Annotated in this window: 24 protein-coding genes; 15 read left to right on the forward strand and 9 right to left on the reverse strand. The window is 67.1% G+C overall.

What is annotated here, in order from left to right; translation table 11 throughout:
- Positions 1-207: 207 nt before the first annotated feature.
- The 10 genes from LN047_RS16885 (at position 208) to rpsT (ending at position 8,433) form a co-directional block, all read left to right on the forward strand.
- The gene (locus tag LN047_RS16885; RefSeq protein ID WP_152384807.1) at positions 208-831 is read left to right on the forward strand and encodes a MotA/TolQ/ExbB proton channel family protein; all 624 of its coding nucleotides are present in this window, start codon (positions 208-210) and stop codon (positions 829-831) included.
- Positions 828-1,241 (forward strand): biopolymer transporter ExbD, encoded by a 414-nt coding sequence (locus tag LN047_RS16890; RefSeq protein WP_056562648.1) that lies wholly within the window; start codon positions 828-830, stop codon positions 1,239-1,241. The genes LN047_RS16885 and LN047_RS16890 overlap by 4 nt, the downstream gene beginning before the upstream one ends.
- On the forward strand, positions 1,238-2,407 hold the full coding sequence (gene lpxK / locus LN047_RS16895; protein WP_373979653.1) for a tetraacyldisaccharide 4'-kinase: 1,170 nt from the start codon (positions 1,238-1,240) through the stop codon (positions 2,405-2,407). The genes LN047_RS16890 and lpxK overlap by 4 nt, the downstream gene beginning before the upstream one ends.
- Positions 2,408-2,476: 69 nt before the next feature.
- The gene (locus LN047_RS16900; RefSeq protein WP_056324258.1) at positions 2,477-2,659 is read left to right on the forward strand and encodes a Trm112 family protein; all 183 of its coding nucleotides are present in this window, start codon (positions 2,477-2,479) and stop codon (positions 2,657-2,659) included.
- A gap of 10 nt (positions 2,660-2,669) precedes the next feature.
- On the forward strand, positions 2,670-3,434 hold the full coding sequence (gene kdsB, locus LN047_RS16905) for a 3-deoxy-manno-octulosonate cytidylyltransferase (protein ID WP_142054661.1): 765 nt from the start codon (positions 2,670-2,672) through the stop codon (positions 3,432-3,434).
- A gap of 91 nt (positions 3,435-3,525) precedes the next feature.
- Positions 3,526-4,182 carry an adenylate kinase gene (gene adk, locus LN047_RS16910; RefSeq protein ID WP_056324253.1) on the forward strand — a complete coding sequence of 219 codons (657 nt, stop codon included), beginning with the start codon at positions 3,526-3,528 and terminating at the stop codon, positions 4,180-4,182.
- Between the two features lie 134 nt (positions 4,183-4,316).
- On the forward strand, positions 4,317-5,075 hold the full coding sequence (locus LN047_RS16915; RefSeq protein ID WP_056324250.1) for a 3-hydroxyacyl-CoA dehydrogenase: 759 nt from the start codon (positions 4,317-4,319) through the stop codon (positions 5,073-5,075).
- 103 nt (positions 5,076-5,178) lie between these two features.
- Positions 5,179-6,738, forward strand: a complete 1,560-nt coding sequence (gene murJ, locus LN047_RS16920; protein WP_373979654.1) for a murein biosynthesis integral membrane protein MurJ — start codon at positions 5,179-5,181, stop codon at positions 6,736-6,738.
- A 195-nt stretch (positions 6,739-6,933) separates the two neighbouring features.
- The gene (locus tag LN047_RS16925; RefSeq protein ID WP_373982145.1) at positions 6,934-7,905 is read left to right on the forward strand and encodes a FecR domain-containing protein; all 972 of its coding nucleotides are present in this window, start codon (positions 6,934-6,936) and stop codon (positions 7,903-7,905) included.
- 264 nt (positions 7,906-8,169) lie between these two features.
- Positions 8,170-8,433, forward strand: a complete 264-nt coding sequence (rpsT, locus tag LN047_RS16930; RefSeq protein WP_043542310.1) for a 30S ribosomal protein S20 — start codon at positions 8,170-8,172, stop codon at positions 8,431-8,433.
- A 126-nt stretch (positions 8,434-8,559) separates the two neighbouring features.
- Here rpsT and LN047_RS16935 read toward each other — a convergent pair whose 3' ends face one another.
- On the reverse strand, positions 8,560-9,477 hold the full coding sequence (locus LN047_RS16935) for a LysR family transcriptional regulator (RefSeq protein ID WP_373979655.1): 918 nt from the start codon (positions 9,475-9,477) through the stop codon (positions 8,560-8,562).
- Between the two features lie 114 nt (positions 9,478-9,591).
- Between LN047_RS16935 and lysA the strand changes: the two genes are divergently transcribed.
- Positions 9,592-10,824, forward strand: a complete 1,233-nt coding sequence (lysA, locus tag LN047_RS16940; RefSeq protein WP_373982146.1) for a diaminopimelate decarboxylase — start codon at positions 9,592-9,594, stop codon at positions 10,822-10,824.
- Between the two features lie 13 nt (positions 10,825-10,837).
- Here the strand turns inward: lysA and garL are convergent, their stop codons facing one another.
- The 5 genes from garL to LN047_RS16965 all read right to left on the reverse strand — a co-directional run bounded on the left by garL (position 10,838) and on the right by LN047_RS16965 (position 16,463).
- Positions 10,838-11,605: a 2-dehydro-3-deoxyglucarate aldolase gene (garL, locus tag LN047_RS16945; RefSeq protein WP_373979657.1), complete on the reverse strand. Its 768-nt coding sequence runs from the start codon at positions 11,603-11,605 to the stop codon at positions 10,838-10,840.
- Positions 11,606-11,654: 49 nt separating this feature from the next.
- Positions 11,655-13,400 (reverse strand): L-arabinonate dehydratase, encoded by a 1,746-nt coding sequence (gene araD / locus LN047_RS16950; protein ID WP_373979658.1) that lies wholly within the window; start codon positions 13,398-13,400, stop codon positions 11,655-11,657.
- A gap of 84 nt (positions 13,401-13,484) precedes the next feature.
- Entirely contained in the window at positions 13,485-14,525 is a 1,041-nt protein-coding gene (locus LN047_RS16955; protein ID WP_230964975.1) for an Ldh family oxidoreductase, read from the reverse strand.
- A gap of 119 nt (positions 14,526-14,644) precedes the next feature.
- Positions 14,645-15,346 carry a FadR/GntR family transcriptional regulator gene (locus LN047_RS16960; protein WP_373982147.1) on the reverse strand — a complete coding sequence of 234 codons (702 nt, stop codon included), beginning with the start codon at positions 15,344-15,346 and terminating at the stop codon, positions 14,645-14,647.
- 187 nt (positions 15,347-15,533) lie between these two features.
- Positions 15,534-16,463: a dihydrodipicolinate synthase family protein gene (locus LN047_RS16965; RefSeq protein ID WP_373979659.1), complete on the reverse strand. Its 930-nt coding sequence runs from the start codon at positions 16,461-16,463 to the stop codon at positions 15,534-15,536.
- Positions 16,464-16,686: 223 nt separating this feature from the next.
- On the opposite strand from LN047_RS16965, the gene LN047_RS16970 reads away from it, so the two are divergent.
- The 3 genes from LN047_RS16970 to LN047_RS16980 all read left to right on the forward strand — a co-directional run bounded on the left by LN047_RS16970 (position 16,687) and on the right by LN047_RS16980 (position 19,822).
- Positions 16,687-17,688 (forward strand): tripartite tricarboxylate transporter substrate binding protein, encoded by a 1,002-nt coding sequence (locus LN047_RS16970; RefSeq protein WP_062840791.1) that lies wholly within the window; start codon positions 16,687-16,689, stop codon positions 17,686-17,688.
- Positions 17,689-17,763: 75 nt separating this feature from the next.
- Positions 17,764-18,735, forward strand: a complete 972-nt coding sequence (locus tag LN047_RS16975) for a Bug family tripartite tricarboxylate transporter substrate binding protein (protein WP_373979660.1) — start codon at positions 17,764-17,766, stop codon at positions 18,733-18,735.
- A 130-nt stretch (positions 18,736-18,865) separates the two neighbouring features.
- The gene (locus LN047_RS16980) at positions 18,866-19,822 is read left to right on the forward strand and encodes a 2-hydroxyacid dehydrogenase (protein WP_217617508.1); all 957 of its coding nucleotides are present in this window, start codon (positions 18,866-18,868) and stop codon (positions 19,820-19,822) included.
- Positions 19,823-19,983: 161 nt separating this feature from the next.
- Here LN047_RS16980 and LN047_RS16985 read toward each other — a convergent pair whose 3' ends face one another.
- The 3 genes from LN047_RS16985 to radA form a co-directional block, all read right to left on the reverse strand.
- Positions 19,984-20,202, reverse strand: coding sequence for a hypothetical protein (locus tag LN047_RS16985; protein ID WP_062840661.1), 219 nt, complete (start codon positions 20,200-20,202; stop codon positions 19,984-19,986).
- Between the two features lie 263 nt (positions 20,203-20,465).
- Entirely contained in the window at positions 20,466-21,245 is a 780-nt protein-coding gene (locus tag LN047_RS16990; protein WP_056324218.1) for a sulfite exporter TauE/SafE family protein, read from the reverse strand.
- A 28-nt stretch (positions 21,246-21,273) separates the two neighbouring features.
- Entirely contained in the window at positions 21,274-22,635 is a 1,362-nt protein-coding gene (gene radA / locus LN047_RS16995; RefSeq protein WP_056324216.1) for a DNA repair protein RadA, read from the reverse strand.
- 418 nt (positions 22,636-23,053) lie between these two features.
- On the opposite strand from radA, the gene LN047_RS17000 reads away from it, so the two are divergent.
- Positions 23,054-23,740, forward strand: a complete 687-nt coding sequence (locus LN047_RS17000; RefSeq protein WP_373979662.1) for a hypothetical protein — start codon at positions 23,054-23,056, stop codon at positions 23,738-23,740.
- Positions 23,741-23,769: the final 29 nt, after the last annotated feature.

The raw sequence follows: 23,769 nt of genomic DNA on the forward strand, positions 1-23,769 counted from the left end.
GCGCTGCGCTCAATTGAAGCAAACAAGCGCAAGCCCTGTGCCCATAAGCCTTCTGGCTGAGTTCTACACAGAATTATCCACAGATTCTGTGGATAGTTTGGGATCGCCCCGCCTTGCCACATGCGCGCCGCGCCGTTACAGTTTCGGCTTATTCAGACGCCACGATGCGCCCCCTCCGGCGCCTTCGGCTTCTCAGGAGTTGACGCTTTGCTTTCCATTCTGCGCGAGGCCGGCTGGCCCATCTGGCCCCTGCTGGCGACATCCGTGCTGGGCTTGGCGCTGATCTTCGAGCGCTTCCTGTCCCTGCGCCGAAGCCTGGTGATGCCGCGCGGCCTGAACGATCAGGTCGCCGATATGCTGCGCAATCACCAGGACACACCCGAATCGATCCACCGGCTGGAACGCAATTCGCCGCTGGGCCGCGTGCTGGCCGAAGTGATGCGTCACCGTCACCTGCCCCGCGAAGAGCTGCGCAACGTGGTCGAAGACACGGGCCGCGCCGTCGCGCATGATCTTTCCCGCTACATCTCCGCCATCGGCACCATCGCCGTGGTCGCGCCGCTGATGGGCCTGTTCGGCACCGTCGTCGGCATGATCGAAATCTTCGGCTCCTACACCCCCGGCGGCGGCGATCCGGCCCAATTGGCGCGCGGCATCTCGATCGCCCTGTACAACACCGGTTTCGGCATTCTCATCGCCATTCCCGCCATGATCGCGCACCGCTACCTGCGCGGCCGCGTCGACAGCTACCTCAATGCAATGGAACAGGCCGCCTCGCGCCTGATCCGCGCCCTCGCGCCGGCGCGCGCCCCCCGCGAGGCCCGTCCATGAATTTCCGCGGATCCCGGGGCGATCGCGATGAGCTGGACATCAACCTGATCCCGCTCATCGACGTCCTGCTGGTCATCCTGATCTTCCTGGCGGCCACCACCTCGTTCACGCGATTCACGCAGTTGAAGGTTACGCTGCCGCAGGCGTCCTCCGAACAGGACACGCCGCCCGCGCTGGAAGTCGCGGTCAGTCAGGATGGCCGCTACGCCCTGAATGGCACCCTGATCGACGTCTCGACCCCGCCCGAAATCGCCGAGGCCCTGCGCCAGGCCGCGGCCGGCAAGACCGAGCCGCTCATCATCATCAACGCCGACGCCCAGGCCACCCACCAGTCCGTGATCAACATCATGGAAGCCGCCCGCCTCGCCGGCATCGGCCGCGTCAATTTCGCTGCCCAGACCAACCGTTGAAAAACAGACGCGCATCACTGCTGGCCCGCCAATGGCAGCGCGGCGGCTGGCTGTCCACCGCCCTGCGCCCCCTGTCCGCGTTGACCGCCTGGGCGGTGGCGCGCAAGCGCGAACGCTACACCAGCGGCGCCAAGGTGGCGTACCGCGCCCCTGTGCCGGTGGTCGTGATCGGCAACATCTACGTCGGCGGCACGGGCAAGACGCCGATGGTGATCGCCACGGTCGAGAACCTGCGGGCGCGCGGCTACACGCCGGGCGTGGTCAGCCGGGGCTACGGGGTCAAGGTCGGCCCACACCCCCGCGTGGGACTGGGCGACCTGGAAGCCGCCCGCTTCGGCGACGAACCGGCGTTGATCGCCCGCGCCACGGGTGCGCCGGTGTCCATCCACCCCAGGCGCGCCCTTGCCGCGCAAGCCTTGCTCGACGCCCATCCCCGGGTGGACGTCATCGTCTCGGACGACGGCCTGCAACACCTGGCGCTGGCGCGCGACATCGAAATCGTGGTGCAGGACCAGCGCGGGGTGGGCAACCGGCGCCTGCTGCCCGCCGGCCCCCTGCGCGAGCCCGCCAGCCGGCTGGCCGACGTGGACGCCGTGGTGACCAATATCGGCACGCCCGGCGCCGGTCCTGCGGTGTCAGACACCCCTCTGACGGTGTCTGACACCCTTGAGGCACGTTCGCAGCCTGACGGCCGTCTCCCCAGGGTGTCAGACACCGAAAGCGCCCCGCCGCGCCAGGTCCAGATGTGGCTCGAACCCGGTCTGGCGCGCCATATCGGGGGACGCGATACGCAGCCGCTGTCCGCCTTTGCCGGCCAGCCCCGCATCGCGGCCGCGGCCGGTATCGGCAATCCGGAACGCTTTTTCACCACGCTGCGGGCAGCCGGCATCACGCTGTCCGCGACGCTCCCGCTACCCGACCACCACGACTACGCCACGTCGCCGTTCCAGGCGCTGGATGCCGACGTCATCCTGGTGACCGCCAAGGACGCCATCAAATGCGGCGCCCTGAACGATCCCCGGCTGTGGGAAGTGCCCGTGCAAGCCGCGTTCTCCGACCCGGCGCTCTTTGACTGGCTGGCCGACGCGCTGCGCGCCCGAAAGGCGCGCCCGGGCCGAGGCCCGAACGGCGGCGCCCAAAACCGGGGTCACAACCCAACGGCGTAACCGGCGGCTTGCCGCAAGCCCGACGAGCCGCGCGCTGTCCGGCGGCAAAACTGTTTTAGAATCCCGGTCATGGAATCCCGCCTTCTCGACATCCTCGTTTGCCCCTTGTGCAAGGGCCGCCTCGAACACGACCGCCAGCAGGCCGAGCTGATCTGCCGTGCGGATCGCCTGGCCTTCCCGATCCGCGACGGCATTCCGGTCATGCTGGAGTCCGAAGCGCGCGCGCTGGACGACGCCGCAGCCCCCCGCTGACCGCCGCATCGTGAGCTTCATCGCCATCATTCCGGCGCGCACCGCCTCGACCCGCCTGCCCGACAAGCCGCTTGCCGACATCGCCGGCAAACCCATGGTCGTGCGCACCGCGGATCGCGCCGCGCTGTCGGGCGCCTCGCAGATCTTCATCGCGACCGATGACCTGCGCGTGCAGCAGGCGGTGCAGGCGCACGGGCTGCGCGCCCTGATGACCCGCGGCGACCACCCCACCGGCACGGACCGATTGGCCGAGGCGGTCGAGCAACTGGGCCTGCCCGACGACGCGATCGTCGTGAACGTGCAAGGCGACGAGCCCCTCATCGAACCCGAACTCATCGACGCGGTCGCCGCCAAGCTGCAGGCCTATCCGCAGGCGGACATCGCCACCTGTGCGTGCCCGCTGGCCGACGCCGAGGCGTTGTTCAATCCCAACGTCGTCAAGCTCGTCTGCGCGGCGGACGATCGCGCGCTGTACTTTTCGCGCGCCCCCATTCCGTGGGCGCGCGACGCGCTGGCGGGCGGCGCACGCGTGCTGGCCGACGGCTTGCCCGCCTGGCATCACATCGGCCTGTACGCCTACCGCGCCTCGTTCCTGCGCCGGTTCCCCACGCTGCCGCAAGGCACGCTGGAACGCTTCGAATCGCTGGAGCAACTGCGCGCCATGGAGCATGGCCACACGATCGTCGTCCATCGGGCGTCGACGCCTCCTGCAGGCGGGGTAGATACCCCGGCCGACCTGGAGCGCGTCCGCTTGATCTACAGCAAACCGATATAAGGGTTATTTCGCATGGCGCAGCCCCGCATTGGCTGCTGCGTTGCGGCATAATCCCCCGGATCACAAAAAATAAACCCCTTCAGGAGCACTCATGCGTCTCATCTTGCTCGGACCCCCCGGCGCCGGCAAAGGCACCCAGGCTGCGTTTCTAACGCAGCACTTCGGCATTCCCCAAATCTCCACTGGCGACATGCTGCGCGCCGCCGTGAAAGCGGGCACCCCGCTGGGTATTGAAGCCAAGAAGGTCATGGACGCCGGCGGCCTGGTTTCCGACGAGATCATCATCGGCCTGGTGCAAGACCGCCTGACGCAGCCCGACTGCGCCAATGGTTATCTGTTCGACGGTTTCCCCCGCACGATCCCGCAGGCCGACGCGCTCAAGAGCGCCGGCGTCAAGCTGGACTACGTCGTGGAAATCGCCGTTCCCGAAGAAGACATCATCGAACGCATGAGCGGCCGCCGCGTGCACCAGCCCAGCGGCCGCAGCTATCACGTGCGCTTCAACCCGCCCAAGACCGAAGGCAAGGACGACGTCACCGGTGAAGACCTGGTCCAGCGCGACGACGACCGCGAGGAAACCGTGCGCCACCGCTTGTCGGTCTATCGCGAACAGACCCGTCCCCTGGTCGACTACTACTCGGCCTGGGCGCAGCAGGATCCCGCCGCCGCCCCCAAGTACCGCAAGATCTCCGGCGTGGGCGCGGTCGACGAAATCAAGTCGCGCCTGTTCGAAGCCGTTCAAAGCTGATCGGCGCCTCGACGGCCCAAAGGCCTTCGGCGCCGGCCGGACGCTCCGCGTTCCGGCCCTGGCCCGAAGGCCTTGTCGCATCCGGCGCCCGGCGCGCCGCCTTCCTTCCCTTGAACTGATCTGGTGGTACACACATGGAAATCGCGAACAAGGTATTCATCGTTACCGGCGGCGCATCCGGCCTGGGCGCCGGCACCGCCCGCATGCTGGTTGAAAACGGCGCCAAGGTCGTCATTGCCGACCTGCAGGACGAGCCCGGCGAAGCCCTCGCCAAGGAACTCGGCCAGCGCTACGTGCATTGCGACGTGACGCAGGAAGCCGACGGCAAGAAGGTCGTGGCCGCCGCGCTGGAACTGGGCTCGCTGTTCGGCCTGGTGAACTGCGCGGGCGTTGCCCCCGCCGCCAAGATCGTCGGCAAGAACGGCGCGCATCCGCTGGACCTGTTCCAGAAGGTCGTGTCGATCAACCTGATCGGCAGCTTCAACATGATGCGCCTGGCCGCCGAGGCCATGAGCGCCAATACGCCCGAGCCCACCGGCGAGCGCGGCGTGATGATCAACACGGCGTCGGTTGCCGCGTTTGACGGCCAGATCGGCCAGGCGGCCTATGCCGCCTCCAAGGCGGGCGTGGCCGGCATGACGCTACCCATCGCGCGCGACCTGGCCAAGACCGGCATCCGCTGCATGACCATCGCCCCGGGCATTTTCGGCACCCCGATGATCTTCGGCATGCCCCAGGAAGTGCAGGATTCGCTGGCCGCCAGCATCCCCTTCCCCGCACGCCTGGGCCGGCCCGAAGACTACGCCAAGCTGGTCCACAGCATCATCACCAACGACATGCTCAACGGCGAAACGATCCGTCTGGACGGCGCCATCCGCATGCCGCCGAAGTAATCCAGCGCAATGGCCGGCCCGTATGGGCCGGCCGTGCTGGCGGCCGGCATTCCGTCCCCATCCTCCGCGGCGATCCGGCCCGCATTCTCTTCAGTAGTCATCCATGAGCCTGTTCCGTTCGGCCGCCACGGTCAGCAGTTTCACGTTGCTGTCCCGCATTTCCGGCCTGGTCCGCGACATCCTGGTGGCCCGCGCCTTTGGCGCCGGCCCCATTACCGACGCGTTCTGGGTTGCCTTCCGCATTCCCAACCTGCTGCGCCGCCTGTTCGCCGAAGGCGCCTTCGCCCAGGCTTTCGTGCCCATTCTGGGTGCCGCGCGCAACAACCGCTCCGAGGACGAAGTCCGCACGCTGCTGGACCGCGTCGCCCTGCTGCTGACCGCCGCATTGATGCTGGTCACGCTGATCGGCATCATCGCGGCGCCCTGGGTGGTGTCGGCCATGGCCAGCGGCCTGCGCGGCGCGGCGCGCGACACCGAATTCGGCGCGGCGGTCTGGATGACGCGGATGATGTTCCCCTACATCCTCTGCATGTCCCTGATCGCTTTCGCGTCGGGCGTGCTCAACACGTGGCGCCGCTTCGCGGTTCCGGCCTTCACGCCCGTGCTGCTGAATCTGTCCATGATCGGCGCCTGCATCTGGCTTGCGCCGCGCATGGACGTGCCGGTGTATGCGCTGGCGGTCGGCGTCATGATCGGCGGCGTGGCGCAACTGGCCGTTCAGTGGGTGGCGCTGGCGCGCCTGGGCCTCACGCCGCGGTTTTCGCTGCGCTTTGGCCAGGCCTGGGCCGATCCCACCGTGCAGCGCATCCTCAAACAGATGGCGCCCGCCACCCTCGGCGTATCCGTCGCGCAGATCTCGCTGCTCATCAACACCAATATCGCCACGTGGCTGACGCCCGGCAGCGTGACGTGGCTGTCGTTCGCCGACCGCCTGATGGAATTTCCCACGGCGCTCCTGGGCGTGGCGTTGGGCACCGTTCTGCTGCCAAGCCTGTCCGCCGCGCACGCCCGCGACGATCACGGCGGCTACAGCGCACTGCTCGACTGGGGACTGCGCCTGGTCCTGCTCTTGGGCCTGCCCGCCGCCGTCGGCATGGCGCTGCTGTCCGATGGGCTGGTCGCGACGCTGTTCCATTACGGCGCCTTCGACGCGCAGGACGTGTTGCAGACGCGCTGGGCGGTGATCTCCTACTCGGCGGGATTGATCGGCCTGCTTGCGGTCAAGATCCTGGCCCCCGGGTTTTACGCCAAACAGGACATCCGCACGCCCGTGAAGATTGCCATCGCCGTGCTGGTGGTGACGCAGCTGCTGAACGTGGCGCTGGTGCCCACGCTGGCGCATGCCGGACTTGCCCTGGCGATCGGCCTGGGCGCGTGCCTGAATGCCCTGGCGCTGTTGATCGGCCTTCGACGCCGCGGCGTCTACCTGCCGGGCGCCGGCTGGACGGCGTTTGCCCTGCGCCTGGTGCCCGCCCTGGCGGGACTGGCCGCGCTGCTCTGGTATGCGGACACCCGCATCGATTGGATCGCCCTGCAGGCGCATGCCGGGCAGCGCGCGCTCCTTTTGGCCGGCGTTCTGGCCGCCAGCGGCGTGGTCTATTTCGGCATGTTGTTACTGTTTGGATTTCGTCCCAGGGACTTCGGACGACGCCCGAAGCCGTAATTCCCCCTGTTTGGGCTACATTGCCATCCAAAAGCCGGCCAAACGCCGGCTTTTCGCACTAAATTCGTCAAGAATTGACAAGCGGGCCGTAATCTTTGGTAAAAAACCTTTATGATTTAAAAATTGCGACTGAGAGGACCCCCTGCTGGCCCCGGCTGGCGGGAATATGAAGTGAAGTACGCCCAAGGACAACCCATGGCGGACCAGGTGATCAATTGGCTGTTATTGCTGCGCTCCGGCAAAGCAACGGCCCAGGACTACAACGACTTCCTGGCGTGGCGAGCGGCCGACCCTGTCCATGAGAACGCCTGGCAGCAATTGACGGGCACCCTAGCGGGATCGTCGTTCGGCCGGCTTGGCGATGTTTACGCCACCGGCAGCGGCGGCGGCGCCTCGGGCGCGGCCCCCTCGCTGATCCCTCCCCCGCCCGCGGCCATCATGCCGCCCCGCCGCCGATTCCTGACTGGTGCGCTTGCGCTCGCCGGTACGGGCGCGGCCGCCGCTTACGTCGGCAACGCCTTCTACCCGCTGAACAACGTCGCCGCCGACGCAGCCACGGCAACTGGCGAACGCCGCCGCTATCTGCTGTCCGACGGCAGCCAGCTTTTGCTCGACGCCCGCAGCCGCGTCGACCTGGATTTCACAGCCGCGTACCGCCAGGTCCGGCTTCTAGATGGCGCCGTCACCGTGTCCGTCGCGCCGGACGCCCGCCGTCCGTTCCTCGTCCAGACGGCGCAGGGCACGGTCCGCGCACTGGGCACCCGCTACATGGTGCGCCAGCAGGCGCAACGCACGGTCGTGGTCGTGCACGAGCACGAAGTCGAAGTCGAGACCATGTCGGGCGCTCACGGCACCATCCGCGCCGGCACCGGCGCCCGCTTCGACAATGCCCGCATGGACACCCCGCGTGCCGAACTGATGGCCGAAGCCGCCTGGGAGTCCGGGTGGGTCGAAGCCCGCGGCCGCCCGCTTGCGGAAGTCGTCGCCGCGCTGCGCCCCTATCGCAGCGGCACCCTGCGCGTGTCGATGGCCGCCGGGGGCCTGCCCGTGTCGGGCCACTTCCCCCTGGACGACACCGACGCCGCGCTGGACAGCCTGCAGGACCTGATGCCGATCCAGGTGCGCCGGTTCACGCCCTGGTTCGTGTCCATCAGCGTCGCGGCCTGACAACGACGGCCACGAAGGTCTGCCGGGCGCGGCGCTTTCCGTTGTATACTACGCACCGTGTTTTTATCCAGTAGGCGCCGCGAATTTTCCTCGCGTTTTCAAGAGGATCACTCGCAAGGGTTCTCCAACCCGGGAATTCTTCCCAGCAGCGCCCTCCCGCCCGGTTGACGGGCGCTCCATCGGTTAAAGCGACATTAAAAGCTTGCATTCCCCACGGGGCTTGCTACAATGTTCGACTTTGCCGAATTCAACTTACAAAGCAACATGGCCAATACCGCCCAAGCCCGCAAGCGCGCTCGCCAATCCGTTGAGCGCAACAAGCACAATTCCAGCCTGCGCTCGATGCTGCGCACCGCCATCAAGCGCGTTCGCCAATCCATCGCCGCTGGCGACAAGGCTGCGGCTGGCGAAGTGTTCCAGAAGGCCACCAGCGTGATCGATCGCGTGGCTGACAAGAACATCATCCACAAGAACAAGGCCGCTCGCCACAAGAGCCGCCTGGCTGCCGCCATCAAGGCGCTGGCCTAAGCCATTCTGCCGCCCCGGTTTTCGGGGCGTCACGAATACGGCAAATGAAGAAGGATGCCCGCGGGCATCCTTTTTTGTTGGCTGCCGGTTTTCGCGGCGGCAAGACGCCACAGGCCACCGTCCCTGCTACGTGCCCTGCGCGGCTGCCAGCTTGGCCTTGATCGCGGCCGCGGCGTCGCGCAGCGATTCCATGAAGGCGCCGACCAGCGGGTTGCCGGGTCGATGCTCCGGAAACACCACGTTGACGCGGAACGGAAACGACCGCGTCAGCGGCCGGATGTGCAGCCCCCGCCCCACGAAGTCCAGCGCCGTCAGCGGATTGACGATGGCCACGCCCAGCCCCTGACGCACGAACGTGCAAACCGACACCGCCGTGGGCGTTTCCACGATGGACCGAGGCAGCACGCCCGCCTGGGCGAATGCTTCGTCGATCTGGACGCGGTAGGGATCGTTGGCGGACAGGCTGACGAACGCCTGCCCTTCGAAATCGGCCAGGCCGAGGGCCGCGCGGGCCAAGAGCGGATGGCCGTCAGGCAGCACGCAGACCTCATCAACCTGAGTCAGCAATTCCAGCCGCGTGCCGGCGGGAGCCGAATCCTGCTCGGTCAGGCCCAGATCGTAGCGCTGCGCGGTCAGCCATTCTTCCAGCAGCGGCGACTCCTGCGTTTCGACCGACAGGCTCACCCCGGGGTGGCGGCCGTGAAAGCGCAGAAACGCATCGGGCAGGATCGAATGCGAGAACGCCGGCAGCGAGATCACCGAGAGCTGCCCTTCCCGGAATGCCCGCAGACGCGCCGCGGCGGACGCCACGCGCTCCAGGCCGGCGTAGGACTGCCGCACCTCTTCGAAGAGCGCCAGCGCGGGCCTGGTGGCGCGCAGACGCCCCGCGACGCGTTCAAACAGCGCGAAGCCGATGGTCTGTTCCATCCGCGCCAGCTCGCGGCTGACGGTTGGCTGCGACGTGTTCAGAAATTCCGCCGCGCGGGTCACGCTGCCGGCAATCATCACGGCACGAAAGACTTCGATGTGGCGATGCGTCAGCATCCCAACTCCATATCAGAACTGAATCGATCCCGAAAATCAAAGCATTTTACTGGATGACGTAGGGCAGGCATCATGCCGCCTTCGATTCACTTTCCTCACGGTTCCGCTTCCATCATGACCTTCGATCCGCGCCAGCTCACCCAACTTGCCGCCGAACACGGCACGCCGCTATGGGTGTACGACGCCGCCGTCATCCGCGAACGCATTGCGCAATTGCGCCGCTTCGATACGATCCGCTACGCCCAGAAGGCGTGCTCCAACCTGCACATCCTGCGCCTGATGCGCGAACAAGGCGTGGTGGTGGACGCGGTGTCCCTGGGCGAAATCGAGCGCAGCCTGGCGGCCGGCTTTGACCCGCGCAGCGAACCCGAAGGCATCGTCTTCACGGCGGACCTCATCGACCACGCCACGCTGGCCACCGCGCTCAAGCACGGCATCACGGTCAACGCCGGGTCGCTGGACATGCTGGACCGCGTGGGCAAGGCATCGCCGGGCCATCGCGTCTGGCTGCGCATCAACCCCGGCTTTGGCCACGGCCATAGCAACAAGACCAATACAGGCGGCCCGCAAAGCAAGCACGGCATCTGGATCGGCGACGTGGCCGAGGCTATTTCCATCGTGCGCCGCCACGGCCTGAAGCTGGTGGGCGTGCACATGCACATCGGCTCGGGCGTCGACTACGGCCATCTGTCCAGCGTGTGCGATGCCATGGTGGACGTGGTGAAGTCGCTGGATCACGACATCGAGGCCATCTCGGCGGGCGGCGGGCTGTCGATCCCCTACCGCGATGGCGAGCCGCGCATCGACTGCGATCACTACTTCTCGCAATGGGATGCGGCGCGCCAGCGCATCGCAGCGTACCTGGGGCATGATATCCGCCTGGAGATCGAACCCGGGCGCTTCCTGATCGCCGAATCCGGCGTGCTGGTCGCCGAGGTGCATGCCATCAACCGCCGTCCCGAGCGCGATTTCGCGCTGGTCGACGCGGGCTTTAACGACCTGATGCGCCCGGCCATGTACGGCAGCTATCACCGGATCTCGGTGCATGCGCCGGATGGTTCACAGCCCCAGGACGCGCCCGAAACGCGCATCGCGGTGGCTGGTCCGCTGTGCGAATCGGGCGATGTGTTCACGCAGAACGAAGGCGGCGTCATGTCCGACCAGTTGCTGCCGCGTCCGCGCATCGGCGACTTCATGGTCTTTCACAACGCCGGCGCGTACGGCTCGTCGATGTCCTCGAACTACAACAGCCGCCCGCTGGCGCCCGAAGTCCTGCTGGACAAGGGCGAGGCACGCCTGATCCGCCGGCGCCAGACCGTCGCGGAGTTGCTGGCGCTGGAGGCTTGAGCGAACCTGGGCTTCAGGTGGGGAACGCCTCGCGCAACGCGAAGGTCGCCTGCTTGAACACGCCCAGGTCGGTGCCTACGGCCACGAAGTGCATCCCCATGTCCAGGTAGCGCCGCGCGTCGGCATGCACGGGGGCCAGGATGCCCACGGCCTTGCCCTGCGCGGTCACCCGCTGGTACAGATGGCGGATCGCCTCCTGCACTTCGGGGTGGCCGGGATTGCCCAGATGGCCAAGCGCCGCCGCCAGATCCGACGGGCCGATGAACACGCCGTCCACGCCCTCGACGGCGGCGATCTCATCCACGGCCTCGATGCCGGGACGGCTTTCGATCTGCAACAGCACGCAGATGTTGTCGTTGATCGTGTGCAGGTAGTCGGGCACCGTGCCATATCGGTTGCTGCGCTGCGCACCTGCCACGCCACGGATGCCTTGCGGCGGATAACGCGTGGCGGCCACCGCGCGGCGCGCGTCCTCTTCGGATTCGATGAAGGGAATCAGCAGGTTGTAGAAGCCGATATCCAGCAGGCGCTTGATCTCGACCGGATCGTTCCAGGTCGGACGGCCGACGGCCGCGCTGGCGCTTCCCTGCAGGGCCTGCAACTGCTGCAGGAACATCGGCACCTCGTTGGGCGAATGCTCGCCATCCAGAAGCAGCCAGTCGAAATCGGCCAGGCCGACGAGCTCGGCGGTGATGTGGCTGGACATGCACATCCAGAATCCGATAAGCCGTTCGCGAGCCAGGATGCGTTGCCGGAACCGATTGGGAAGAGGTGAGTTCATTGCCGCCTTCATGTCAGAAAAAAATGCCGTGTCTCCCGGACGATCGGCATCAATGGATCTCGGGTTCGCCCGCGGGCGCGGCGCGCTCCTCGGACTGCAGAAAATCGAAGTCGCACCCGGTGTCGGCCTGGCCGATGTGCTTGAGATACAGCACGCCATAGCCGCGCTCGAAGCGGGGCGGAGGCGCTTGCCAGGCCGCACGCCGCTCGGCCAGCTCCGCGTCCGGAATCAAGAGGTCCAGCCGGCGGTTCGGCACGTCCAGCGTAATGCGGTCGCCGTCTTTCACCAGCGCGAGCGGTCCGCCCACATACGATTCGGGTGCGACGTGCAACACACAGGCGCCATAGCTGGTGCCGCTCATGCGCGCATCGGAAATGCGCACCATGTCGCGCACGCCTTGCTTGAGCAGCTTTTGCGGGATGGGAAGCTGGCCCCACTCCGGCATGCCCGGTGCGCCTTGCGGCCCGGCGTTCTGCAGCACGATGACGCTATCGGCATCCACGTCCAGATCCGGATCGTCGATGCGCGCGGCCATGTCGTTGTAATCCTTGAAGACGACGGCGCGGCCGGTGTGCACCTGCAGGCGCGCCTCCATCGCGGGCGGCTTGATCACCGCGCCATCGGGCGCAAGATTGCCGCGCAGCACCGCCAGGCCGTCGCGTTCGATGAGCGCCTGCGCCCGCGGACGGATCACGTCTTCATTGAAGATGCGCGCCCCCGCGATGTTCTCGCCCAGCGTGCGGCCATCCACCGTGCGCTGCGCGGTGTCCAGCAGGTCGCCCAGCTGCACCAGCATCGCCCGCAGGCCCCCGGCGTAGTAGAAGTCTTCCATCAGGTACTTGCCCGCCGGCCGCAGATTGGCGAGGACGGGCGTGGTGCGCGCCAGGTGATCGAAGCGGTCCAGGTCCAGCCCGAAGCCGCTGCGGCGCGCCATGGCGATCAGGTGCACCACGGCATTGGTCGAGCCCGACAACGCCAGCACGGTGCGCACGGCGTTGTCATAGGAAGCCGCGGTCAGCAGGTCCGAGGGCTTCAGGTCTTCCCAGACCATGTCGACGATGCGCTTGCCCGTCAGACTGGCCATCTGCGCATGGCGTGAATCCGGGGCGGGGATTGACGATGCGCCCGACAGGCACAGGCCCAGGGCTTCGACCGCGCCCGTCATGGTGGACGCGGTGCCCATCGTCATGCAATGGCCGGGCGAACGCGCGATGCCGTCTTCCACGCCCTGCCAGTCTTCCTCGGTGATGTTGCCCGCGCGCAGTTCCGCCCAATACTTCCAGGTGTCGGACCCCGATCCCAGCGTGTTGCCATTCCAGTTGCCGCGCAGCATCGGCCCGGCCGGCACGAAGATGGTGGGCAGGTCCATCGACACCGCGCCCATGATGAGCGCCGGTGTGGTCTTGTCGCAGCCGCCCATCAGCACGCAGCCATCGGCGGGATACGAGCGCAGCAGCTCCTCGGTCTCCATCGCCAGCAGGTTGCGGTAGAGCATCGTGGTGGGCTTCTGGAAGGGCTCGGACAGGCTCATCGCCGGCATCTCCACCGGAAATCCGCCCGCCTGCCAGATGCCGCGCTTGACCTCTTCGACGCGCTGCTTGAAGTGGCTGTGACAGGGGTTGATGTCGCTCCAGGTGTTGATGATGGCAATCACCGGCTTGCCGGCGTAATCGGAGCGGTGATAGCCCATCTGCGCGGTCCGCGACCGGTGGCCGAAGGACCGCAGGTCCTTCACGCCGTACCAGCGGTGGCTGCGCAGGTCTTCGGGCTTCTTGCGATTGTTGGAATGGCTCATGTCTCGCTTCCTCTGCTCTGTGGCGGGGTCAATGCGTGTTCATACCATAAGACGCCCCGTCGGGGCGCGATCGACAAGACGGACTCAGGCGGGATCCAGCAGGTACGGCGTGCCGGCGCGCTCGCAGATGCCGCGCAGGCGCTCGGCCAGCGCCGCAGGAATCGGAATGCCTTCGCGCAACCGGCGCACGCGCTCGGCCGCTTCGGGCTCGCCGGCCACCAGCACCGGTTCGGACGGGTCGGCCGGCGGCGTGTCGTGCATGGCGTCGATCATGTCGTCCATGTCCGACTCGAACGACCCCGCCGCGCGGAAGGCGTCGGGATTGAGCGCGAGAAAGAAGTGCCCGACGTCGTCGGGCTCGCCGGGACGGCGCGTGGCGGCGCGACGGGCCGCGAACGCGCTGCCGCTGAGTGTGCCGCCCAGGATCTGTGCCATCATCGCCAGGCCATAGCCTTTGTGGCTGCTCATGGCGGTTGTGCCGCCGAGCGGCGTGAGGCCGCCTTCCGGGCGCTTGAAGATGAACTGCATCGCGGCGTCCGCGTCCGTGACCGGCGCGCCCTGCCCGTCCACCGCCCAGCCCGGCGGCAAGGGCTTGTCCAGGAAGTCGTAGACCTTGACCTTGTTGGCCGCCACGGTGGTCGTGGCCATGTCGAGCACGAAGGGCTCGTTGTAGGCCGCGGGCGCGCCGAACGCGATGGGATTGGTGCCCAGCATCGGCATCGCGCCGCGCGTGGGGACCATGATGACGCCGTTGGCGCTGCTGGTGACCAGCCCGACCACGCCGCGTTCGACCGCGATGCGCGCGTAGACGCCCGCCGCGCCGAAGTGATGCGAGTTGCAGACCGAGACCGCGCCCACGCCATGTTCCAGCGCCTTGTCCACGGCCAGGTTCATGGCCTGCGCCGCAACCGGATAGCCCAGCCCGCCCATGCCGTCGATCAGCGCGCTGGCGCCGCTGTCGCGCACGACGCGCGCGCGAGCGTCCAGCCGCAGCGTGCCGGCGCGCCATTTTTCCTCGTAGGCGGGCAGCATGGAGATGCCGTGCGAATCGATGCCGAAGAGGTCCGTGCGCGCCATCAGGCCCGCCGTGGTGTGGGCCAGATCCTCGGCCATGCCCCACGCCATCAGCACCTGCAAGATCTGCTCACGCACCTCTTCCACCGGCACGGCCGTGGCGTTTGCTCCGTTCCCTGACACTGTCTGTCTCCTGTTGTCTTGTGGTGTGGCGGGCGGCGTTGGCGGCGTCAGTCCCGGTCCCGGTCGACCAACCGGTGACGGGCCTGGCCCAGATGGAACTGCATCGCGACGCGCGCGCGTTCGCCGTCCTGTTCGCGGATCGCATCCAGGATGGTCGCGTGCTCATCCACGACACGCTGCGCGCGCTGGCGCGAACCCGTGCGCGTCAGATTGAGCGTCAGGCGCATGAAGCCGCTGATGGATTCATGGATGCTTTCCAGCACGCCCAGATAGAAGTCGTTGCCGCTGGCCTCGGCGATGCTGGCGTGAAACGCCAGGTCCGCTTCCGCCGACACCTGGCCCATGGCAAGCGTATCGGCAAATGCCGCATGCGCGTCGGCGATCTTGCTCAGCTGCTCGTCGGTGCGCCGCAAGGCCGCCAGGCGCGCGGCGTCGCCTTCAAGCGCCACGCGCACCTCTTGCGCGCGCAGATAGGCGCCGACATTCTGCACGTCATTGAACGCCTTCAGGCGCGGCGCGGGCTGGTGGCTCACGAAGGTGCCCAGGCCCTGATGCGCGGTAATGAGGCCATCGGCGCGCAGCCGCAGCAAGGCTTCGCGCACGACCGGCCGCGACACGCCGCAGCGTTCGGAAATTTCGTTTTCGGAGGGCAGCTTGTCGCCGACGTTCAGTCCGCCGGAGACGATCTGTTCGAAGATCTGGCCGTAAAGCTGGTCCGCCAGCCGTACCCGGTGCCCGCGTTCCAACACCGGCGCGGCGGACGCCTCCGGTTCGCCGGACGCAGTCGGCGCGGGTTGGGGGGATGCTTTGGGTCGAGCCACGTAACCTCCTGGTAGTAGGGCCTGTCCACGCGCGGGGAACATGCCCTGACAGACTGCTGCGACACGCGGACGGCGCTCATCGTACCCGCAATGCGGGTCCGGCGCGCCGCGGCCGTCACGCCGTGGCGGTCTCGCGGTCCCAGGCGGCCAGCGCGCGGGCCACAGGCGCCACGCGTTCGCGCTCGGCGCTGGAGATGCCGGTCAAGAGCGGCAGCATGGGGCCCATGTCCGCCACGCCCGATAGCGTCACGGCGTCGTGCAGCACGCGGATGGGACTGATGCTGTCGCGGCAGTCTTCCAGCCCGAGGTACTGTTCGCGCACGGCTGCGGCCTCGTCGTAGCGGCCTTCCTGCAGCAGATGCAGCAGGCGCATCGACCCGCGCGGCGCCACGCAGACCGATCCGGACGTAAAGCTCTTGAGCCCGAATTCGCGATAGTGAACGATGGCCGGGCGCTCGCCGATGCCGCTGACGATCCAGCGCGAATCCACGGCCTGCAGCAGCGCCGACAAGTAGGCGTCTTCGGACGGATCGTCGCGCACGACGGCGTACTTGAAGGCGACCAGGCGGCCTTCCTCGATCAGGCGCGCCGCGGTTTCCGGCGCCAGGTAGTCGGCCGACTTGATGTAGACCACCGCCGGCTTGCCCAGCGCATCCGTGAAACGGCGCACGCCATCGGCAAGCCCTGCGTCGGTGTAAGGGAAGGACATGGGCAGCAACATCGCCGTCGGGAACGCGCGCGAACGCAGGATCGCGGCCTGGTCCATCATCTTGCCGTAGTCGGGGCCCACCGACGGCAGGATCCAGGTGTCAGGGCCCGCCAGGCTTGCCAGCATGTCCACGATGCGGGCATATTCGCTCACGCCCACGTTGTAGAAGTTGGCATTGCCGCCATACATGACGTTGCGCACGCCGCCCGCTTCCAGGTGGCCGAGCAACGCCTTGTTGGCCGATTCGTTGAGCGAAAGGTCGGCATTGCGGGCCAGCGGCGGCACGGCGATGACCGAGCGCTGCAGATCCTGGGCGGTGACCGGGGTGGTTTTCATGGAAGGGCTCCTGGCGGGTGCAGTTGTCAGAGAAGTAGGGTCGAAAAAGTATACTTGGTTGACAAGCTATAGCTCAATACCTATATTTGTTTTACAAGTTGATCGGCAGCACGCAAGGCGCATGAGGCGCGGGCCGCATGCGTCTTCGAGTTCCCGGCTCGCCGGGAGCGGAATACCCCCAGAAACGATGCGCGGCCACGCGCACACCGAGGAGACGAATTCCATGTATGCAGCCCCTGCGCGAGGCCGGCTTCTTGCCGCCGCCCTCCTGACGGCCACCGCCTTTGCCCTGCCGGCCTCGCCGGCCTTCGCCGACTACCCCGAGCGGGAAGTCAAGATCATCGTCCCCTTCCCCGCCGGCGGCACCGCCGACATCGCCGCGCGCGTGGTGGCGGCCGAATTGGGCAAAAGCTGGAACAAGCCCGTGGTGGTGGACAACAAGGCGGGCGCCGGCGGCAACGTCGGCTCGGCCGAAGCCGCGCGCGCCACGCCCGACGGCTACACCTTTTTGATGGGCACCGTCAGCACGCACGCCATCAACCAGTCCGTGTACGCCAAGCTGCCGTATGACCCGGTCAAGGACTTCGTGCCCGTCACGCTGGTGATTCCGGTGCCCAATATCCTTGAGCTCAACCCCAAGTTCGCCGACAAGCACGGCATCCGTACCGTTGCCGACCTGATCAAGTACCTGAAGGCCAATCCCGACAGCGTCAACATGGCGTCCACGGGCAACGGCACTTCCACGCACCTGTCGGGCGAACTCTTCCAGAGCATGACCGGCACGCGCATGACGCACGTGCCCTACAAGGGCAGCAGCCCCGCGCTGACGGACGTGATGGCCGGATCGGCGGACCTGATCTTCGACAACCTGCCCTCGTCCATGGGATTTCTGAAGGCCGGCAAGCTTCGCCCCCTGGCCGTTACGACGGCCAACCGCTCGCCCGCCCTGCCCGACGTGCCCACGATGGCCGAAGCCGGCGTGAAGGGGTACGAGGCATCGAGCTGGTTCGGCCTACTGGCGCCGGCCGGCACGCCGCCCGAGATCGTCGAGAAGGTCCAGCGCGACGTGGCCGCGGCCTTGCAGCAGGAGCCCGTGCGCGCGCAGCTCCAGGCGCAAGGCGCGACGCCGTCCGGCAACACGCCCGCCCAGTTCAAGCAGTTCATGGCCCAGGAAACCGTCAAGTGGGCCGACGTTGTGAAGAAATCCGGCGCCAAGGTCGACTGACCCTGCACCGATCCGGGGCCTGCCCGCAACGCGTGAGCGGCGGGCTCTTCATCATCACGCGAACCAGGAGACACCATGAACAAACTGATCAGCGCCGTATTCGCGGCGGGCGCCGTTGTGCTTGGGTCGCCGGCGGCCCATGCCGCCGGTTACCCCGAAAAGCCCGTCACCATGATCGTGCCCTTCGTGCCCGGCGGGTCCTCCGACATCACCGCGCGTTCGGTCACGCCGGCGCTGTCCAAGACCCTGGGACAGACCTTCGTCGTCGAGAACAAGCCGGGCGCGAACAGCGCCATCGGCGCCCAGGCGTTGGCCCGGTCCACGCCGGACGGCTACACCATGATGGTCGGCTCCATCGGCACCTTCGCCATCAACGAAGCCCTTTACAAGAGCCTGTCGTACAACCCCAGCAAGGATTTCACCTACCTGACGCAGGCAGTGCGCAATCCCAACGTGCTGGTCGCGGCGCCTTCGTTCCCGGCCAGCACGGTCGCCGAGCTGGTCGACTACGCGAAGAAGAATCCGAATCGCGTGTCGTACGCCTCGTCGGGCACGGGCTCGTCGGATCACCTGTCGGCCGTGCTGTTCCGCCAGCGCACGCAAAGCACCGGCGTGGACGTGCCTTACAAGGGCGGCGGCGCGGCCATCGCGGACCTCATCGGCGGGCAGGTCAACGTGTCCTTCCAGAACCTGGGCGCGGTGCAGAACCACATCAAGGCAGGCAAGCTCAAGGCGCTGGCCATCACGGGCGACGCCCGCACGCCGGACCTGCCCGATGTGCCGACGCTGACGGAGGCCGGCATCAAGGACATGGTGGTGTATTCCTGGCAGGGCTTTGCCGTGCCCAAGGGCACGCCGCAGCCCGTCGTCGACAAGCTGGCCGAGGCGCTGCGCACCGCACTGCGAGAGCCCCAGACCCAGAAAACGCTGCAAGGCATGGGCTTCGAAGTCGTCGCCAACACGCCGCAGCAGTTCGCCGATTTCCAGCAGGCTGAAGTCAAGCGCTGGAAGGACGTGATCCAGAAGGCCAACATCCAGCTGGAGTAACGCTTCGCGGGATGCCTGCGTGCGGGCGTCCCGCAGCGGGTGCGCAGCCGCCTTGGCTGCGCGCCCGGCCCACAAGGTCCCCGCTTGAATCAAGTAGCATGAAACCTTCGCCACCCAACCGTACGACAACATGACCACCAAGCAACGCATCATCCAGGTCGGCTCGCTGGCCGGCTCCCCTTCCGCCAACCAGCGCCTGGCCGATGGCTATGACGTCATCGAATTGTGGAAGTACCCGGACCGCAAGGCTGCGCTGGCCGAGCACGGCAAGGGCATCACCGCCGTCGTCACGTCCGCCAATTTCGGCGCCAACGCCGAGCTCATCAACGCGCTGCCGGACCTGAAGGCCATCTGCAGCTGGGGCGTGGGCTACGAGACGATCGACGTCGAGGCCGCGCGCAAGCGTGGCGTGCTGGTCAGCAATACGCCCGACGTGCTGACCGATTGCGTGGCGGACCTGGCCTGGGGCCTGCTCATTGCCGGCGCGCGCCGCATGGGTCAGGGCGAACGCTTCGTGCGGGCCGGCCAATGGGGCCAGGTGCATGGCAGCATCCCGCTGGGCCTGCGCGTCAGCGGCAAAAAGCTGGGCATCGTCGGCCTGGGCCGCATCGGCGAAGCGATCGCCAAGCGCGGCACGGGCTTTGACATGGACGTGCGGTATCACAACCGCAGAAAGCGCGACGACGTGGCCTACGGCTACGAGGCGTCGCTGACGGATCTGGCCAAGTGGGCCGATTTCCTGATCGTGGCTACCGTGGGCGGTCCCAGCACGCGTCACCTTGTGAATCGCGACGTGCTGGAAGCCCTGGGCCCGAAGGGCATCATCGTCAACATCGCGCGCGGCCCAGTCATCGACGAAACCGCGCTGGTCGCGGCCCTGGAAGATGGCAAGCTGGGCTGCGCGGCGCTCGACGTCTTCGAGCACGAACCCAAGGTGCCCGAAGCGCTGATGAAGAGCGACAAGGCCGTGCTGCTGCCGCACATCGGCAGCGCCACCGAGGAAACGCGCCTGGCCATGGAAAACATGATGCTGGAAAACCTGCAGTCGTTCTTTGAGACCGGCCGCGTGATCACGCCGGTGGAATAACCGGCATTGTTCGTCCGGGCCGCCTGCGCGGCGCCCGGCTAGGCCTCAGACACAAAAAAGCCTCTCGGCGCCCATACCGAGAGGCTTTCGACTTTCCGGCCCCCGCGTGTCCGGTCAGTCTTTGTCGCGCAAAGGAACGTGGGCGTTGCCGCCCGGCGCGGTTACTTCGTCGGCGTCGTGGCGCCAGACTTGTGCATGTTTGCTGCGCCTGCCGAATGCTTGGCGGACGACTTGTCAGCCTTGTGATGCTTGTGATGCGCCTGGGTCTTGGTGTCGCCGGTCTTGCTGGCGCCGGCCGCAAACGCCGACGGTGCGGCGGCGAGGCCCAGGCACAGGGCCGAGGTGGAAAGAAACGCAGCAATGCGGGAGTGAGTCGTCATTTGTAGTACTCCTGGTTGGTGAAGGCCGAAGGCCTTTTGCCGTTACGGGGCGGCACGATGCCGCAAGTCCCGTATGCGGTTTGAAGCCTGCCCCTTCAGAAGGTTCACTTCCGAACCACAATTTTTCCGTCACTCAAGAATTGTTGCCCCCACGCCGCACTCGCTTTGCTCGCTTGCTGCCCCCCGAGGGGGCTGCCCCGCCTTCGGGCGGCCGGGCGGCGGGGCGGCTGTTCTACTGCAGGCGTTACGCCGCACTCACTTTGCTATCCCTCGAACGCCAGCAACGCCACGGTGGCGAACAGCATTAGTGCGAAGCAGGCTCTCAGCTTGCGTTCAGGAAGCCGGTAGGCGAGCCGCACGCCAATGGGCACGAAGATCAGGCTGCCGATGGCTAGCGGCGCGCCGACCATCCAGTTCGCCTGTCCCGCCCACGTATAGGTGATGAGTGCGATGGTGGAACCCGGGATCACCATGCTGAGCGCGAGCGCCTGTGCGGTGGTCTGCGGCAGGCGAAAGACCGTTGTGATGATGGGCACGGCCAGCACCGCGCCGCCGACGCCAAAGAATCCGCCCAGCGTTCCGCACAGGATGCCCAGGACGCTTGCGCGGCGCGGAGTGAAGACCGGCGCCGGCCGCTTGGGCGGTGGCGCGCGGCGCGCCGCCGGACGCGAGGCGCGCCAGGTCTGCCAGACGTAGAACAGCGCGATGAAGAACAGGAAAACCGCGAAGCTCTGGCGCAGCAAAGTCGAGTCGATGCCCAGCGCCATCCGCGCGCCCACCCACGTGAACACCACGGCGCCCGCCGCGCCCGCCAGCGCGACGCGCTTGTCGATGCGGGTCTGCTGGTTGTACTTGCGCACCGCCATCATGATGGTCGGCAACACCATGATGAGCGCCGTGCCCTGCGCAAGCTGTTGGGACATTCCCATCAAGAGGACCAGGGCTGGAATGGCGATCAGTCCGCCCCCGATGCCCAGCACGCCGCCCATGAAACCGATCAGGCCGCCGGCTGCCAGGCAGGCGGCGATGACGAACAGACTCACTTGTTGCTCCAACAGACGTCGCGACGCATCAACGCAGCTTTTCCAGTGCCGCGTCCAGGCGATCGACCGCCCAGATCTCCAGGCCCTCGATGGGCTGGCGCGGCGCGTTGGCCTTGGGAATGAGCGCCACCGAGAAACCGAGTTTGGCGGCTTCGCGCAGGCGTTCCTGGCCGCGCGGGGCGGGCCGGATCTCGCCGGCCAGGCCCACCTCGCCGAATGCGATCAACCCGCGCGGCAGCGGCCGGTCGCGCAGCGACGACATGATGGCCAGCAGCACCGGCAAGTCGGCCGCGGGTTCGGTGATGCGCACGCCGCCGACCGCATTGACGAAGACGTCCTGGTCGAAGGTCGACACGCCCGCGTGCCGGTGCAGCACGGCCAGAAGCATGGCGAGACGGTTGCCTTCCAGGCCGACCGTCAGCCGGCGCGGATTGGGCGCGTGGGAACTGTCGACCAGCGCCTGGATTTCAACGAGGAGCGGACGCGTGCCTTCCTGCGTGGCCATGACGCACGAACCGGCGACCTGCTGCTCGTGCTGCGACAGGAACAGCGCGGACGGATTGGCCACGCCGCGCAGGCCGCGGTCGGTCATGGCGAACACGCCAAGTTCGTTGACGGCGCCAAAGCGGTTCTTGAAGGCGCGCACCAGGCGGAACGACGAATGCGTGTCGCCCTCGAAATACAGCACGGTATCCACGATGTGCTCGAGCACGCGCGGTCCGGCCAGCGCGCCGTCCTTGGTGACGTGGCCGATCATGACGATGGCGATGCCCGTCTGCTTGGCCAGCCGCGTGAGCTGCGCCGCGCACTCGCGCACCTGCGACACCGATCCCGGCGCCGCCGTGAGTTCGCCGCTGTAGAGCGTCTGGATGGAGTCGATGACGGCGACGGTGGGCTTTTGTTCCGACACCGCGGCCTGGATGGCTTCGAGGCGGATTTCGGCCAGCAGGTTGACGTTGCCGGTTTGCAGACCCAGCCGGCGCGCGCGCAACGCGACCTGTTCGGCGGACTCTTCGCCCGTCACGTACAGCACGTTGGTGGTTTCGGACAGCGAGGCCAGCGCCTGCAAGAGCAGCGTCGACTTGCCGATGCCGGGATCGCCGCCGATCAGCACCACGGCGCCGGCCACCAGGCCGCCGCCGAGCACGCGATCGAATTCGTCCAGGCCGGTGGGCTGGCGCGGCGTTTCGCGGGCCTCGATTTCGGACAGGCTGCGCACCGGGCTGGACGAGGCCAGCGGCGCATAGCGGTGCGCGGCGGCCGCGGGCGCGGACGACTCCACCGTTTCTTCAAGCGTGTTCCAGGCGTTGCAATGCGGGCATTTGCCCTGCCACTTTGGGGTGGTGCCGCCACAGTCGGCGCACACATAAACGGTACGGGTTTTTGCCATACGCGAAAGTGTACCCGGCAACGCGCCCGCGCCGCGCGGGACCAATGACCGGAATGTCACGCCTCGAGACGTGGCCCGAAGGTCATTTCCTTCAGGCAGCTTTCACAAAAAGGGACACACAGCAGTTACATGATGCAAACACAAGAAATTTACTGCCCGATCCTTTTCAAATCGCGCATAATCGCCAAGTGCAGCGCATCTTGTCGAACCGTCCAGACCGGACGGCATCCGGCACGATGGACGTCCTCTGGACGCACTTCGTGGCCAATCGCGGCGCAATCACCCGCAGCCTCCCCAGAGGCCGCTCAAACCGGAACACGACCCCAGCACGACTAGACGCCGGACCACCGGCGCGGCGCACGCAAAGGTCAAACGCGGATACGTCGTGCCACCCGGCGTATATGCGAGGAGTACGCGCATGAGCATTACCTATCGCCCCCCATTTGACGAAGACGATGAACGGGATCTGCGCGCCCTGTACCGCAAGCCGGGTCCCGGCGCCAATCCGGAACTGGATGCGGCGGTACGACGCAGATGGCACCCTGGCCATAGCTGGCACCCCGGTTGGGGCGCTGCCGCTTGCGCCGTGATGGTGGCGGGCCTCTTCGCCTGGACCGACATGCGCGAGGCCATGGACGACACCGAACCTCAGATGCAGCTGGTCGCCGTGCAGGCCAACGAGGCAACGCAAGAGGCCGCCTCGGCGTCGGCTGCGCCGGCCAGCGATGCGCCGCCCCTGCGCCGCGTCGTCGCCTTGCAGCAGGAACCGGCGGTTCCCTCCCAACCGGCCGCGGCACAACCGGCCAAGGCCGTGACTGCCCCGGCTCCCGCCGCGCCCGCCCCGGCAGCGGCTGAAACGGCGGCGACCGAGACTGCGGCCCAGGAAGCGGCGCCGGCCGCTGCCCAGGAAACCCCCGCGGAATCGCAACAGGTCGCCGCCTTTACCGAGCAGGACATCGAGGCCCGGGTAGCCCAGATTCGGGGCCTGATCGTGGACGACCGCGAAGAAGACGCCGTTCACGCATTGCGCGAATTGCAGCGCGGCGCACCGGACTTCGCCCTGCCGGACGACTTGCAGGAGCTGTCCCGCCAGAACCCGGCGTGACCCACCGGGCCGGCCCTTGCGCCGGCCCG

Source organism: Achromobacter sp. JD417 (assembly GCF_041879325.1).
GTDB lineage: Bacteria > Pseudomonadota > Gammaproteobacteria > Burkholderiales > Burkholderiaceae_B > Achromobacter > Achromobacter mucicolens.